The sequence below is a fragment of the Streptomyces hoynatensis genome, from assembly GCF_003626535.1.
Classification (GTDB): Bacteria; Actinomycetota; Actinomycetes; order Streptomycetales; family Streptomycetaceae; genus Streptomyces; species Streptomyces hoynatensis.
On sequence record NZ_RBAL01000016.1, the window covers coordinates 45,648 to 60,067 of the forward strand.

The 14,420-nt window shown below is 72.6% G+C and carries 10 protein-coding genes; 2 read left to right on the top strand and 8 right to left on the bottom strand.

Annotated elements, in window-relative coordinates; genetic code table 11:
* Positions 1–104: 104 nt before the first annotated feature.
* The 4 genes from ispG to D7294_RS23240 form a co-directional block, all read right to left on the bottom strand.
* Positions 105–1,259, bottom strand: coding sequence for a flavodoxin-dependent (E)-4-hydroxy-3-methylbut-2-enyl-diphosphate synthase (gene ispG, locus D7294_RS23225; RefSeq protein ID WP_120682919.1), 1,155 nt, complete (start codon positions 1,257–1,259; stop codon positions 105–107).
* A 72-nt stretch (positions 1,260–1,331) separates the two neighbouring features.
* Entirely contained in the window at positions 1,332–2,636 is a 1,305-nt protein-coding gene (locus tag D7294_RS23230; protein ID WP_120682921.1) for a M50 family metallopeptidase, read from the bottom strand.
* A gap of 58 nt (positions 2,637–2,694) precedes the next feature.
* Entirely contained in the window at positions 2,695–3,963 is a 1,269-nt protein-coding gene (gene dxr / locus D7294_RS23235) for a 1-deoxy-D-xylulose-5-phosphate reductoisomerase (RefSeq protein WP_120682923.1), read from the bottom strand.
* Between the two features lie 113 nt (positions 3,964–4,076).
* Positions 4,077–5,975 (bottom strand): acyl-CoA dehydrogenase family protein, encoded by a 1,899-nt coding sequence (locus D7294_RS23240; RefSeq protein WP_120682925.1) that lies wholly within the window; start codon positions 5,973–5,975, stop codon positions 4,077–4,079.
* A gap of 355 nt (positions 5,976–6,330) precedes the next feature.
* On the opposite strand from D7294_RS23240, the gene D7294_RS23245 reads away from it, so the two are divergent.
* Together D7294_RS23245 and D7294_RS23250 are read left to right on the top strand one after the other, a co-directional pair.
* Complete coding sequence (locus D7294_RS23245; RefSeq protein ID WP_120682927.1) at positions 6,331–7,404, top strand: LacI family DNA-binding transcriptional regulator; 1,074 nt, start codon at positions 6,331–6,333, stop codon at positions 7,402–7,404.
* A gap of 71 nt (positions 7,405–7,475) precedes the next feature.
* A complete protein-coding gene (locus D7294_RS23250) occupies positions 7,476–9,491 on the top strand; it encodes a glycoside hydrolase family 31 protein (protein WP_120682929.1) in 2,016 nt (671 codons plus the stop codon).
* A 99-nt stretch (positions 9,492–9,590) separates the two neighbouring features.
* On the opposite strand, the gene D7294_RS23255 is transcribed toward D7294_RS23250, so the two are convergent.
* The 4 genes from D7294_RS23255 to D7294_RS23270 are packed head-to-tail and all read right to left on the bottom strand — an operon-like array spanning position 9,591 to position 14,381.
* Entirely contained in the window at positions 9,591–10,295 is a 705-nt protein-coding gene (locus tag D7294_RS23255) for a GH12 family glycosyl hydrolase domain-containing protein (RefSeq protein ID WP_120682931.1), read from the bottom strand.
* On the bottom strand, positions 10,292–12,310 hold the full coding sequence (locus D7294_RS23260) for a beta-galactosidase (protein ID WP_120682933.1): 2,019 nt from the start codon (positions 12,308–12,310) through the stop codon (positions 10,292–10,294). Before D7294_RS23260 ends, D7294_RS23255 begins: the two co-directional genes overlap by 4 nt.
* 56 nt (positions 12,311–12,366) lie before the next feature.
* Positions 12,367–13,326: a carbohydrate ABC transporter permease gene (locus D7294_RS23265; protein WP_120682935.1), complete on the bottom strand. Its 960-nt coding sequence runs from the start codon at positions 13,324–13,326 to the stop codon at positions 12,367–12,369.
* Positions 13,323–14,381 carry an ABC transporter permease gene (locus tag D7294_RS23270; protein ID WP_241562570.1) on the bottom strand — a complete coding sequence of 353 codons (1,059 nt, stop codon included), beginning with the start codon at positions 14,379–14,381 and terminating at the stop codon, positions 13,323–13,325. The genes D7294_RS23265 and D7294_RS23270 overlap by 4 nt, the downstream gene beginning before the upstream one ends.
* Between the last annotated feature and the right edge of the window lie 39 nt (positions 14,382–14,420).

Consider the following 14,420-nt stretch of genomic DNA (forward strand, 5'->3'; position numbering starts at 1 on the left):
GGGTCAGCCGGGTCTGCACGGTGCGGGCCGTGGCGCACGGCCCGCGCGTGCCCGAAACCCTACCCGGCCCCCTTCCGGCGCCGCGGCCCGCCCCGGCCGCGGCCTCAGCCCACCGAGACCTGGGGCTCGCCCGAGGGGCTGCCCTCGCGCTCCATCCGCTCGGCGATCTTCATGGCCTCGTCGATGAGGGTCTCGACGATCTTGGATTCGGGGACGGTCTTGACGACCTCGCCCTTGACGAAGATCTGGCCCTTGCCGTTGCCCGAGGCCACCCCGAGGTCGGCCTCGCGGGCCTCCCCCGGGCCGTTGACCACGCAGCCCATCACGGCGACGCGCAGCGGCACGTCCATCCCGGTCAGGCCCGCGGTGACCTGCTCGGCGAGGGTGTAGACGTCGACCTGGGCACGCCCGCAGGAGGGGCAGGAGACGATCTCCAGGCCGCGCTCGCGCAGGCCGAGGGACTCCAGGATCTGGATGCCGACCTTGACCTCCTCGACGGGCGGCGCGGACAGCGAGACCCGGATGGTGTCGCCGATGCCCTCGCTGAGCAGCGCGCCGAAGGCGACGGCCGACTTGATGGTGCCCTGGAAGGCGGGGCCGGCCTCGGTGACGCCCAGGTGCAGCGGGTAGTCGCAGCGCTCGGCGAGCTGCCGGTAAGCGTTCACCATGACCACCGGGTCGTTGTGCTTGACCGAGATCTTGATGTCGTGGAAGCCGTGCTCCTCGAAGAGGGAGCACTCCCACAGCGCGGACTCGACCAGCGCCTCCGGGGTGGCCTTGCCGTACTTGGCGAGCAGGCGCTTGTCGAGCGAGCCGGCGTTGACGCCGATCCGGATCGGGGTGCCCGTCTCGGTGGCCGCCTTGGCGATCTCGCGGACCTTGTCGTCGAACTTCTTGATGTTCCCGGGGTTGACCCGCACCGCGGCGCAGCCGGCATCCAGCGCGGCGAAGACGTACTTGGGCTGGAAGTGGATGTCCGCGATCACCGGGATCTGCGACTTGCGCGCGATCACCGGCAGGGCGTCGGCGTCGTCCTGGGTCGGGACGGCGACCCGCACGATCTGGCACCCGGAGGCGGTCAGCTCGGCGATCTGCTGGAGCGTGGCGCCGATGTCGGAGGTGCGGGTGGTCGTCATCGACTGGACGGAGACGGGCGCGTCTCCTCCGACCGGGACGCTGCCGACGTGGATCTGGCGGCTGGCACGGCGCTCGGCCAGCTTGATAGGTACGGACGGCATTCCCAGCGAGATGGCTGTCATGGCTTCGTGCAACCCCACGGTGCTGATCGAGTCCCGGGTTGGGCGGGCTCCCGCGGCTGAGCCTACGGCACCTCAGCCGGTGAGCTTTACCGGACTGACGATATCGGCCGCTAGGACCAGAAGGGTGAAGCAGATGAACACGCCGGCGACGACGTAGGCGACCGGCATCAGCTTGGCGACGTCGAAGGGACCCGGGTCGGGCCGCCTGGCCACCTTGGCCGCGCCGCGCCTGATCGACTCCCACAGGGCGCCCGCGACGTGCCCGCCGTCGAGCGGGAGGAGCGGGAGCATGTTGAACAGGAAGAGCGACAGGTTGAAGCCCGCGACCAGGAACAGTGCGGTGGCGATCTGCTGGCTGGCGGGGATGTCGAGCGTGAAGATCTGGCCGCCGACCCGGGCCGCCCCTACCACACCCATCGGGGAGTCCTGCTCCCGTTCGCCGTGCCCGAGTGCCGCGTCCCACAGGCCGGGGATCTTGGAGGGGATGTCCACCATGGCCTCTATGCCGGTGGTCATGATGTCACCCATACGGTCGATGGCCTCGGGGAAACTCTGCTTGACGACCCCGTTGGCCGGCGAGAAGCCGAGGAAGCCCGCGGTGACGTACTCGCCCTCGACGTAACCGCCCTGCCCGTCCGTCTTGGCCACCTGGTTCTCGATGAGGTCGGCCTGCAGCTCGAGCGTCCTGCCGTCGCGGTCCACGGTGAGGGTGGCCGCGCCCGTGGTGTCGCGGATGCGCTGCTGGAGGGTGTCCCACTCGTCGATGGGCTCGCCGTTGAAGGCCGTGATCCGGTCGCCCGGCAGCAGGCCCGCCGCGGCGGCAGGCGCGGGGGTGTCGCCGGCCTGGCAGTCGCGCGGCTCCTCGCTCTGCGCTATGACGCACTCGGAGACGGAGGCCACCGTGGTCGTCTGGGTGCTGATGCCGAAGCCCATGAGGACGCCGAGGAAGACCACGACGGCCAGGATCAGGTTCATCGCGGGCCCGGCGAACATGACGATGATCCGCTTCCACGGCTTGCGCGTGTAGAAGAGGCGGTGCTCGTCGCCCGGCTGCAGCTCCTCGAAGGCCGCGGCCCTGGCGTCCTCGATCATGCCGCGGAAGGGGGAGGTGGAGCGCTTGCGGATCTGGCCGTCGTCGCCGGGCGGGAACATGCCGATCATCCGGATGTAGCCGCCGAGCGGGATGGCCTTGACGCCGAACTCGGTCTCCTTGCGCTTGCGCGACCAGATCGTCGGCCCGAAGCCGATCATGAACTGGGGCACCCGCACGCCGAACATCCGGGCCGTGGAGAAGTGCCCGAACTCGTGCCAGGCGATCGAGAAGAGCAGGCCGAAGACGAAGACCAGCACGCCGAGGAGGAACATCAGACCGTTCATGCCCTCTTCCCCCTCGCCGCCTCGGCCACGCGGCGCGCGCGGACGGCGCGTTCGTCGCTCACGATGCCTCCGTCGTCCTGGGGCCGGCCGTGCCGGCCAGCTCGCGGGCGCGGGCGCGCGCCCTGGTCTCCGCTTCGAGGACGTCCGGGAGCGCCGGAGAAGTTCCTGAGCCGGCCGTTCCCTGTTCCTCGACCACCCGGGCGACCGTGTCCACGATGCCGGTGAACGGCAGCAGGCCGGCGAGGAAGGCGTCGACGCACTCCTCGTTGGCCGCGTTGAACACCGCGGGGGCGGTACCGCCGAGGCTACCCACATGGCGGGCGAGCGGCACAGAGGGGAAGGCGTCAGTGTCCAGCGGCTCGAACTGCCAGGTGTGCGCGCGGGTCCAGTCCACGGGGGCGGCGGCGCCCGGGACGCGCTCGGGCCAGCCGAGGGCCAGGGCGATCGGCATGCGCATGTCGGGCGGGCTCGCCTGGGCCAGCGTGGAGCCGTCGGTGAACTGCACCATGGAGTGGATGTACGACTGGGGGTGCACGACGACCTCGATGCGGTCGAAGGGGATGCCGTAGAGCAGGTGCGCCTCGATCACCTCCAGGCCCTTGTTGACCAGCGTCGCCGAGTTGACGGTGATCACCGGCCCCATGTCCCAGGTGGGGTGGGCCAGCGCCTCGGCCGGCGTGACCCGGGCCAGCTCGGCGCGCGGGCGCCCGCGGAAGGGCCCGCCGCTGGCCGTGACGATCAGCTTGTCCACCTCGGCCGCCGTGCCGCCGAGCAGCGCCTGGAAGAGGGCGGAGTGCTCGGAGTCGACGGGCACGATCTGCCCCGGCTTGGCCAGCCGCGTCACCAGCGGGCCCCCCACGATGAGGGACTCCTTGTTGGCCAGGGCGAGGACGTGGCCGGCCTCCAGGGCGGCGAGGGTGGGGGCCAGGCCGATGGAGCCGGTGATGCCGTTGAGGACGGTGTGGCAGTCCCCCGCCGCCAATGCGGCGGCGGCCCCGGGCCCGGCCAGGACCTCGGGCAGCGCCCGCCCCGGGCCGAAGCGGGCGCGCAGCGCCTCGCGCAGGGCGCCGGCGCGGTCCTCGCGGGCGACGGCGACCGTCCGCACCCCGAGCCGTTCCGCCTGCTCGGCCAGCAGCTCGGGGCGCCCGCCGGCCGCGGAGATCCCGGTGACGCGGAAGAGCCCGGGGTGGCGCAGGACCACGTCGACCGCCTGGGTGCCGATCGAGCCGGTGGAGCCGAGGAGGACGATCTCCTTCGGGCCCTCGGGCGGGGGCTGGGCCGGGTAGCGCAGGTGGGGGTCGGCAAGGCACGCGGGGCTCTCGGTCATCCCCCCATTGTCCCCGCTCCCCTGCGGGCGCCGCCCCGGCCCTCGGAACCCGCCCGCGGCGCACGGGCGACGGCGCGCGGGCGCCCGGGCGCGGCGCAGGGCTCCGTCCCGGCTCAGGGGATCGTGCGGTGCAGGTCCTGGCCGCTCGCGGGCCCGCCCGGCGCCTCGGCGATCCAGGGGCCGGGCGTGGAGGGGTCGAGGACGCCCTCCTCCAGCCAGGCGCAGCTGCCGGACTGCACGGCCTCGGTCAGGGCGCGGTCGGGGGCGTCGGTGTTGTGCCACAGGCGGCGGAAGAGCTCCTCGGTGCGCTGCCTGGCCTGCCGGCAGAAGGCGTCGGCCAGCTGGTAGGCCTCGCGGGGGTGCGCGCCCTCGCCGCGCAGCCGCTCGGCCCGGGAGCAGGCCGCGGTGATCGCGAACAGCTCGGCCCCGATGTCCACGATCCGGCCGAGGAAGACCTGCCTGCCCTCCAGCCGGCCCTGCCACCTGGACATGCCGTAGAACGTGGCCCTGGCCAGCCTGCGGGCGGCCCGCTCGGCGTAGCGCAGGTGCACCGAGAGGTCGCCGTACCGCGGGACGCGGAACTCGCCGAAGGCCAGGGGCAGCTGCCCGCGCCCGGCGGCCAGCCGCGGCAGCCAGCGGACGTAGAAGGCGCCGGCGGCCAGGGCCGCCCTGCGCTTCCTGGCGGAACTGGCCTCGGGGTCGACCAGGTCGCCCGCCACGGACAGGTGGGCGTCCACCGCCTCGCGGGCGATCAGCAGGCGCATGATCTCCGAGGAGCCCTCGAATATCCGGTTGATCCGCAGGTCGCGCAGCAACTGCTCGGCGGGAACGCCGCGTTCGCCGCGGGCCGCGAGGGAGTCCGCGGTCTCGAAGCCGCGCCCGCCCCGGATCTGGACCAGCTCGTCGGCCATCCGGCAGCCCATCTCGCTGGCGTAGAGCTTGGCGAGGGCGGCCTCGATGCGGAAGTCGTGGCGGCCCACGTCGGCCAGCTCGCTCGCCAGCTCGACGACGGCCTCCAGGGCGAAGGTGGTCGCGGCGATGAAGGAGATCTTGGCGCCGATGGCCTCGTGCTCGGCGATGGGCTTGCCCCACTGGACCCGGGCCGCCGACCACTCGCGGGCGATCTTCAGGCACCACTTGCCCGCCCCGACGCACACCGCGGGCACCGAGAGGCGGCCGGTGTTGAGGGTGGACAGGGCGATCTTGAGCCCGGCGCCCTCGGCCCCGATCCGGTTCGCGGCCGGCACCCGGACCCCGTCCAGCCGGGTGACGCCGTTCTCGATGCCGCGCAGGCCCATGAAGGCGTTGCGGTGCTCGACCGTGATGCCGGGCGAGTCGGCCTCCACGACGAAGGCCGTGATGCCGCCGGGGGCCTTCGCCATGACGACGAGCAGTTCGGCGACCACGCCGTTGGTCGTCCACAGCTTGACGCCGTTCAGCACGTACTCGTCGCCCTGCCTGGTGGCCGTGGCGCCCAGCCGGGCCGGGTCGGAGCCCACGTCGGGCTCGGTGAGCAGGAAGGCGGAGATCGCCCCGCGGGCGCAGCGCGGCAGGAAGGCGCGGCGCTGCTCCTCGGTGCCGAACTGCTTCAGCGGCTGCGGCACGCCGATGGACTGGTGCGCCGAGAGCATGGCGCTCACCGCCGGGCTCGCCGAGGCGACCAGCGCGAGCGCGCGGTTGAAGGTGAGGTGGCTGAGCCCGAGGCCGCCGTACTCGGGGGCGATCTTCATCCCGAACGCGCCCAGCTCGCGCAGCCCCGCGACCGTGCGGTCGGGGATGCGGGCCTCGCGCTCGATCCGCCGCCCGTCGATCCCGGTGCGGCAGAAGGCGGCGAGGCGGGCGAGGAACTCCTCGCCGCGCCCGGCCTCCTCCGGGTCCCGCGCCGGGCCGGGGTGCACCAGGTCGAGCCGGAATCTGCCCAGGAAGAGCTCCCTGGCGAAGCTCGGCCGCCGCCACTCCTGCTCCCTGGCGGCCTCCGCCACCCGGCGCGCTTCCTGCTCGGAGACCGTCATCCCGCTCACCTCGCACTCGCGACGGCGCAACTGGTTGCTATGTACCCGATGCGGGAGATTCGTACCTGTTTTCGCCGCGCTTTCGCCGTCTTTTCGCCGCCAGTCCCGCCGCTTGCCCGCCGCTTGCCCGGGTCTGTTCCCGCCGCCGTTCCCGCCGCCGTTCCCCGGCGCTCCTGCGCGCCGCCGTCCCCGCCGGGGCGTTCCCGGAAGGGGGCCGGGTCGCCCGGGAAACGGGCGCCACTCGGGCGTTGAAGCGCTTCGACATCTGTCTGGACAGCGGCAGTTGAGCGGAATAAGGTCGACGGGATTGCATAGCCATCCCCTGTCGAAGCGCTTCACACTCCCGGGAGAGCAGATGGTCACTCTCGCCGAGGTCGCCCGGCACGCGGGCGTCTCAGCCAGCACGGTGAGTTACGTTCTCAGCGGCAAACGGACCATCTCCTCCGGCACCAGGGAACGCGTCGAGCGCAGCATCAGGGAACTCGGCTATCACCCGAACGCCGGCGCCCGCGCCCTGGCGAGCAGCAAGTCGAACATCATCGCCCTGATGATGCCGCTGCGCACCGACATGTACGTCCCGGTGATGATGGAGATCGCCATCGCCGTGGCCACCACCGCCCGCGAGCGCGGCTACGACGTGCTGCTGCTGACCGGCCAGGAGGGTCCCGAGGCGGTGCGGCGGGTGGTCGGCAGCGGGCTGGCCGACGCCATGATCCTCATGGACGTCGAGCTCGAGGACCAGCGGCTCCCGCTGGTGCGCGAGAGCCCACGGCCCGCCGTGCTCATCGGCCTGCCCGCCGACACCAGCGAACTGACCTGCGTGGACCTGGACTTCGCGGCCACCGGCCGGCTGTGCGTGGCGCACCTGGCCGAGCTGGGGCACCGCGAGATCGCGGTCGTCGGCGAGGCCGCCGCGGTGTACCAGCGGCACACCGGCTTCGCCGAGCGGACCCTCCTCGGCGTCAGGGAGGCCGCGGCCGAACTCGGCGTCAGGGTGCTGCACCGGCCGTGCGAGGGCAGCTACGAGTCCGTGGCCGGCACGCTGTCCCGGATCTTCGACGAGCGCCCCGCCACCACCGGCATCGTCGTCCAGAACGAGGCCGCCATAGGCCCCCTGCTCAGCCTCCTGCGGCAGCTGGGGCGCGCGGTGCCCGAGGACATCTCCGTGGTCGCCGTCTGCCCCGACCAGGTCGCCACCCAGACCTCGGTGGCGCTGACCTCGGTGGCCATCCCGGCCCACGAGATGGGGCGGCGGGCCGTCGAGCTGGTGATGGCCAAGGTCGAGGCGCGGGGCGCGGGACCTGCGGGAAACGGCGCCGCCACGGCGCCCCAGGCGACCGCCACCGGCGCCTGCACCGAACTGCTTCCGCCGCAGCTGACCGTACGGGCCAGCACAGGACAGGCCCCCGCACCCACAGGAGCGCAGTGAACGAGTCCTCCCCGGCACCCGAGCAGGCCGCTTCGCCCACCCCCGCTGCGCCGCCCCCACCCACTCCCCCGGTGTCTCTCGCCGAGTCCTCCCCCACCCGCGGCACCTTCCGGGCCCGCGAGGGTGCGCTGGAGTGGAGCGGGCGCCAGGAGACGCTGCGCGTCGAGCCCTGGGGCCCCGACGCCGTCCGGGTGCGCGCCCGGCTCGGCGGCCCGGTGACCGAGGGCCTGGCGGGCGCCCTGGCGACCGAGCCCCCGGCCGGCGGGACGGCCACGGTGCAGATCGGCGCCGAGGCCGCCACGCTCACCTGCGGGGCGATCACCGCCGAGGTGAGCGCCGGCGGCATGGTCCGCTTCCTGCGCACCGAGGACGGCGCGGAGCTGCTGGCCGAGGAGCGGGCCCACTTCTGGTGGCCGGGCCCGCGCCTGTACACCGCGACGGGCAACGGCTACCACCGCCTCGAACAGCGCTTCGCCGCCTACGAGGGCGAGCGCCTCTACGGCCTCGGGCAGCACCAGCACGGCCTCCTCGACCAGAAGGGCGCCGTGATCGACCTGGTGCAGCGCAACGCCGAGGTCTCCATCCCGGTGCTGACCTCGAGCCGCGGCTACACCCTGCTGTGGAACAACCCGGCCGTCGGCCGCGTCGAGCTCGCGCACAACGGAACCCGCTGGGTGGCCGACAGCGCCCGGCAGATCGACTACTGGATCACCGCGGGCGCGCCCGCGCGGGCGCTGCGGCGGTACGCGGTGGCCACCGGCCTGCCGCCCATGCTGCCCGAGTGGGCCGCCGGGTTCTGGCAGTGCAAGCTGCGCTACCGCACCCAGGAGGAACTGCTGGGCGTGGCACGGGAGTACAAGCGCCGCGGGCTGCCCCTCTCGGCCATCGTCTGCGACTTCTTCCACTGGACGCACCTGGGCGAGTGGAAGTTCGACCCGGCCGAGTGGCCCGACCCGGCGGCGATGGTGCGGGAGCTGGAGGAGCTCGGCATCAAGCTGGTCGTCTCGGTGTGGCCCTCGGTCTCGCCACTCAGCGAGAACCACGAGGAGATGGAGCAGCGCGGCTACTTCATCGGCACCGAGTACGGGCCGGTGGCGCACGCCGACTGGCCGGACAAGGAGGTCGCCTCCACGGTGCAGGTGGCCTTCTACGACGCGACGAACCCGGAGGCCAGGAAGTTCGTCTGGGGCAGGGTGCGCGACAACTACCTGAGGCCGTACGGGATCTCGGCCTACTGGCTGGACGCCTGCGAACCGGAGATCAAGCCGGGCTTCCAGGCGAACCTCCGCTACCACGCCGGCCCCGGGCTCGAAGTGGCGAACGCCTACCCGCGGGACAACGCCAGGACCTTCGCCGAGGGGCTGTGGGAGGCCGGCGAGCAGGAGGTGCTCACCCTCAACCGGTCCGCCTGGGCGGGCAGCCAGCGCTGGGGCGCCGCGCTGTGGTCGGGCGACATCGGCACGGACTTCGCGACGCTCCGCCGCCAGGTCGCGGCCGGCCTCAACACCGCCCTGTGCGGCATCCCCTGGTGGACCACGGACATCGGCGGCTTCCACGGCGGCGACCCGCAGGACGCGGCGTACCGGGAGGTGCTGGTGCGCTGGTTCCAGTTCGGCGCGCTCTCGCCCCTGATGCGGCTGCACGGCTTCCGCGAGCCCGGGATGCCGCTCGGGCCCACCATGACCGGCGGGCCCAACGAGGTCTGGTCCTACGGCGCCCGGGCGGAGCCGATTCTGGCCTCCTACCTGCGGCTGCGGGAGCGGCTGCGGCCCTACGTGATGCGCCTGATGCGCGCCGCGCACGAGGAGGGACTGCCCCCGATGCGGCCGGTGTTCCTGGAGTTCCCCGGGGACGAGGCGGCCTGGGAGACGGCCGACGCGTACCTCTTCGGCCCCGACCTGCTGGTGGCGCCGGTGCTCGAGGCCGGGGCCAGGCAGCGGACGGTGCGGCTGCCGGCGGGCGCGCGCTGGCAGGACGCCTGGACCGGCGAGGAGTACGAGGGCGGCAGGGCGGTCACGGTGCCCGCTCCCCTGGAGCGCATCCCGCTGTTCCTGCGCGACGGGGCCCGGCTGCCGATCGCCGAGTGAGGCGGCCGGCCCGGCCCCGGCAGGCTCCGCCCCGCGTGGGCGGGGGACGGACCCGGCGAAGGTGCGTTCGCCGGGTCCGCTCGGCTCCGGGCGCGGGGCTCAGCCGGCGGTGACGCTGAAGTTGTTGGTGCGGAAGGTCAGCCCGCCGGGGGACGAGGTGATCTCGTAGCCGAGCTGCACGTCGCCGATGACCTCGCTCTGCGACATCCAGCCCTGCTGGGTGATCCAGTCCAGGATCGGCAGGATGTCGATGGTGCCCTGGGTGGAGTCGCCCTGGCGCAGGAACGAGTAGACGTTGTTGCTGCCGTTGCTGCCCCGGTAGACGGTCCAGCCGTGGCCGCCCAGGCTGACGGTGGCCACCTGCGAGCCCAGCGGGCCCACGGCGCCGTTCCAGTTCACCCAGAGCATGATCTCGTTGCCGTAGTCGCTGTCCCAGACGTCGTAGGCCGTGTTGTAGGCGCCCGAGCTCGGCACCGTCACGTTGTAGCTGCTGGTCAGCCTGGAGAGGTCGGCGATGGTCCGGCCGACGACCCGCTTGGCGTTGGGGTAGGACTTGATGCCGCCGGTGTTGGGGTGGTCGGCGGTGACGGTCCAGCTCGCGCCGGAGTCCGCCGCGATGCACTGCGACCCGGCGCCCGAACCCCAGATGTTGTTGTAGACCGTGTAGCCGTTGGGGTCCGTCCAGTTGCCCCACTGGTCACACGACTGCCAGGCGGCTGCCTGGGCGGTGCCCGCGTTGAAGCCGATGACGGTCGCCAGGGCCAGGGCCGGGGCGAGCATCATCGTGCGGATGCGGCCTTTCATGTGCGGCTCCCTTCGAGGGTGGGGGAAAGGGCGGCCACGCCGTAGCGGCCGAGAGTGATCTCGGCCGCGTGGGCGCGGCCGGTGAGCAGGTCGCGCGACGCCAGGTAGGCGCCGGGCAGGGGGACTGTGACCTGCTCGGGTCCGTGGTTGAGAAGGAAGAGCAGCTCCCCGCGGCGCACCGCCTCGACCCCGGCGGGCAGCCCGGGCAGCACCGGGTCCACCCCGGCCGTCTCCGCGGCCTGTGCGAGCAGCGCGGCAAGCGCCCGGTGGCCGGGCAGCGTGGAGACGTACCAGGCGGTGCCCTCGCCGTAACGGGCCCTGGTGACGGCGGGCCGGCCGGCCAGCTCGCCCTCGGCGTAGGCGGCGACGGTCTGTGCACCGGCCAGGTCGAGGTCCTCGCGCCAGAGGCTGCCGGTGCTGCCGTCGCTGAGCCGGACCGTGTCCCCCGGGGGCAGGGGCCACCAGTCCTGCACGGTCCCGATGCCGAGGACGCGCCGCAGCCTGGCGTCCACCCCGCCCTCGCGGACCCGGTCGTCGGGGTCGGCGACCCCGGTGAAGAAGCCGCACACCAGGGTGCCGCCGCCGCGCACCCACGCGGCGATGTTGTCCAGGGCGGCATCCGACAGCAGGTAGAGCTGCGGGATCACCACCAGGCGATAGCCGCCGAGGTCGGCCTCGGGGTGGGCGAAGTCGCAGGTGAGGTTGCCCGCCCACAGGGCGCGGTGCCAGGCGCCGAGCAGTTCGGGGTGGTCCACGGCCGCCGAGGGGCGCGCCGGCTGGCTGCCCGCCCACCAGGCGGCCCAGTCGTGCAGGATCGCGATCCGCGCCGGGACCTCGGCGCCCGCCACGGGCGCCAGCCGGGCGAGTTCGGCGCCCAGCTCCCGCACCTGCCGGAAGGTGCGGGAGCCCTCGCCCGCGTGCGGCAGCATCGCCGAGTGGAACTTCTCGCTGCCCTGCCGGGACTGGCGCCACTGGAAGAAGCAGACCGCGTCCGCGCCGCGGGCCACGGCCTGGAGGGACCACAGCCGCATCAGCCCCTCCGGCTTGGGCTGGTTGACCTCCCGCCAGCTGACCGCGGAGGCGGCCTGCTCCATCAGCATCCACGGGCCGCGGGCCTGGGAGCGGGTGAGGTCCTGCACCAGGGCGCCGTAGGCGGCCCCGCCCGGCTCGCCCGGGCCCGCGGCCGGCTCGGGGTAGAGGTCCACCGAGACGACGTCCTCGGCGGCGGCCCAGCGCCAGCCGTCCAGGCCGGCGAACAGCGGCATGAAGTTGGTGGTGACCGGCACCTCGGGGCTGTGCGCGGCGACGGCGTCGCGCTCGGCCGTGAAGCATTCGAGGAGCGCGTCGCTCGTGAACCTGCGGAAGTCGAGCACCTGGCTGGGGTTGCGCAGGTACTGCGCCCGGCGCGGCGGGAGGATCTCCTCCCAGGCGTCGTAGCGCTGGCTCCAGAACGCCGTGCCCCACGCCTCGTTCAGGGCGTCGAGCGTGCCGTACCTGGCGCGCAGCCAGGTGCGGAAGTGGGCCGCGGTGGTGTCGCACCAGCAGGCGGTCCCGTACTCGTTGTTGATGTGCCACATTCGCAGCGCCGGGTGGCGGCCGTAGCGGCGGGCCAGCGCCTCGGTGATGCCGAGCGCGTGCTCCCGGTAGGCGGGCGAGGAGGCGCAGAACTGGTTGCGCGCGCCGTACCAGACGACGGCGCCGTTCTCGTCCCGCGGCAGGGTCTCCGGGTGGCGGGCGCCGAGCCAGGGCGGCGGGGAGGCGGTCGGGGTGGCGAGGCAGACGCCGATGCCGCCCTCGTGCAGCAGGTCGAAGACCTCGTCCAGCCACTCGAAGTTCCGCGCCCCCGGGCGCGGTTCGAGGGTGGCCCAGGAGAACACGCCCACGGTGGCCAGATTCACCCCGGCCTCGCGCATCAGCCGGACGTCCTCCCGCCAGACCTCCCTGGGCCATTGCTCGGGGTTGTAGTCCCCGCCGAAGAGCAGCCTGCCCCGAGTCGCCCGTTCCAGCGCGGCCATCGCCGATCCCTCACTTTCTCTTGCGCCCGACGATTCCGTGCGTCGCACGGCGTGGGTCAGCCTTTCACGGCGCCGATCAGCATGCCCTTCTTGAAGTGGCGCTGGACGAACGGCGAGAGCACCGCCACCGGGAGCAGCGCGAGCACCATCACGGCGGTCTGCACCGCCAGGCTCGGGATCTGGCCGGTGCCGATCAGCTGCGCCATGCCGGCGGGCCGCTGGTGGGCGATCACGATCTGCTGGAGGACGTTCTGCAGCGGCAGCTTGTCCTGGTCGGTCAGGTAGATGAAGCCGGCGAACCAGTTGCCCCAGTACGCGACCGCGTAGAAGAGGGAGATCACCGCGAGCACCGCCCTGGAGAGCGGCAGCACCATCTGGAAGAGGATGCGGAACTCCCCCGCGCCGTCGATCCGGGCGCTGTCGATGATCTCCTGGCCGACGTTCATGAAGAACGCCCGCAGGACCAGGATGTTGAACACGTTGACGGCCATCGGCAGGATCAGCGCCGCGTAGCTGTTCATCAGGCCGAGGGTCTGGATCAGCAGGTAGGTGGGGATGATGCCGGCGCCGCCGAAGAACATCGTCGCCATCATCGTGAACAGCAGCGTGCGGTGCCCGAGCGAGCCGAGCCGGGACAGGCCGTAGGCGGCGAGCACGGAGACCGCCATGCTGAAGAGCGTGCCGATCACGGTGACGCCGATGGAGACCACCATGGCGCGGGAGACCTCGCCGCCGCTGAGGAGTTCGCGGTAGGCGTCGAAGGTGATGCCCCGCGGCCAGACGACGAGGCCGCCGGTCTCGGAGATGGTCTTGGCGTCGGACAGGCTGGTGATCACGACGATCCACAGCGGGAAGAGGATCGCGAGCAGCGCGATGCCCAGGATCGCGCCCTTGGCGGTGACGCCGACCCGGGTGGGCCGCTCCTCCCAGGCCGGCCTGCGCCTGGTGCCCACGTCGCGCTCGTCGTCCCAGACCAGGTGGTCCGGGTAGTCGGTGGATGCGGTGCTTGCGCTCATCGCCTCGAATACACCCCCTGCTCGCCCATCGCGTGGGCGACTCGGTTGGCGGCCAGCACGAGGCAGACGCTGAAGAAGCCCTTCACGATGCCGATGGCCGCCGCATAGCTGAAGTCGCCGCCCTCGATGCCCTTGTGCCAGACGTAGGTGTCGAGCACCTCGGAGGCGCCGGGGCCGACGGCGGTGCGCTGGATGAGGAACTGCTCGCCGCCGACCGTGAGCATGTTGCCCACCTGGAGCACCAGCAGCAGCGCGATGACCGGGCGCAGGGCGGGCAGCGTGACGTGCCACATGCGGCGCCAGCGGCCGGCGCCGTCCACCGCGGCCGACTCGTACAGCTCGGTGTTGACCGTCGACAGGGCCGCGAGGAAGACGATGATGCCCCAGCCGGCGTCCTTCCACATCACCTGCGCGGTGATCAGCCACTTGAAGAAGCCGGGGTCGGTCATCAGGTCGAAGCTGTCCGTCACGCCCCAGTCGCGCAGCAGCTGGGCGACGAGCCCCGCGCCGCCGAACAGCTGCTGGAAGACGGTGATGACCAGAACCCAGGAGAAGAAGTGCGGCAGGTAGAGCACCGCCTGGGCCCAGGCGCGGACCTTGCTGTGCAGGATGCTGTTGATCAGCAGGGCGAGCGCGATGGGGACCGGGAAGTAGAAGATCAGCTGGAGCGAGGAGAACAGGAGGGTGTTCTGCACCGCGTTCCAGAAGTCGTGGTCGTCCAGCAGCCGCTGGAAGTTCTCCAGCCCGGTCCACGCGCTGTTCTGCATGGAGTCGAAGAAGCCGTCGCCCGCGTAGGGGCTGTAGAACTGGAAGGCGATGACGTTGCCCGCGATGGGGACGTACGCGAAGACCACCAGCAGGGCCACCGCGGGCAGGGTCATCAGGATCAGCGGCCAGTCCCGGCGCAGCTTGTGCCGGAGTCTGATGCCACCGCGCAGGCGCGGGTCGGTGCGGCGCAGCCGCGTCCGCGGGCGGCGGACCTGGGGGGCGGGCGCCTTCGGCGGGTCGCCGCTCTCCCTGGGGGGCCCAGGGCGCGGGACCGTGCTCTGCGACACGGCTTTCTCCTTGTCTGCGGTGGTCCCCGGTGCCCCGGG

Coding starts and splice junctions, on each gene's coding strand:
- D7294_RS23240 (WP_120682925.1), bottom strand. CDS start 5,975: ATGACGGTCTCCGAGCAGGAAGCGCGCCGGGTGGCGGAGGCCGCCAGG.
- D7294_RS23265 (WP_120682935.1), bottom strand. CDS start 13,326: ATGAGCGCAAGCACCGCATCCACCGACTACCCGGACCACCTGGTCTGG.
- dxr (WP_120682923.1), bottom strand. CDS start 3,963: ATGACCGAGAGCCCCGCGTGCCTTGCCGACCCCCACCTGCGCTACCCG.
- D7294_RS23255 (WP_120682931.1), bottom strand. CDS start 10,295: ATGAAAGGCCGCATCCGCACGATGATGCTCGCCCCGGCCCTGGCCCTG.
- ispG (WP_120682919.1), bottom strand. CDS start 1,259: ATGACAGCCATCTCGCTGGGAATGCCGTCCGTACCTATCAAGCTGGCC.
- D7294_RS23260 (WP_120682933.1), bottom strand. CDS start 12,310: ATGGCCGCGCTGGAACGGGCGACTCGGGGCAGGCTGCTCTTCGGCGGG.
- D7294_RS23230 (WP_120682921.1), bottom strand. CDS start 2,636: ATGAACGGTCTGATGTTCCTCCTCGGCGTGCTGGTCTTCGTCTTCGGC.
- D7294_RS23245 (WP_120682927.1), top strand. CDS start 6,331: ATGGTCACTCTCGCCGAGGTCGCCCGGCACGCGGGCGTCTCAGCCAGC.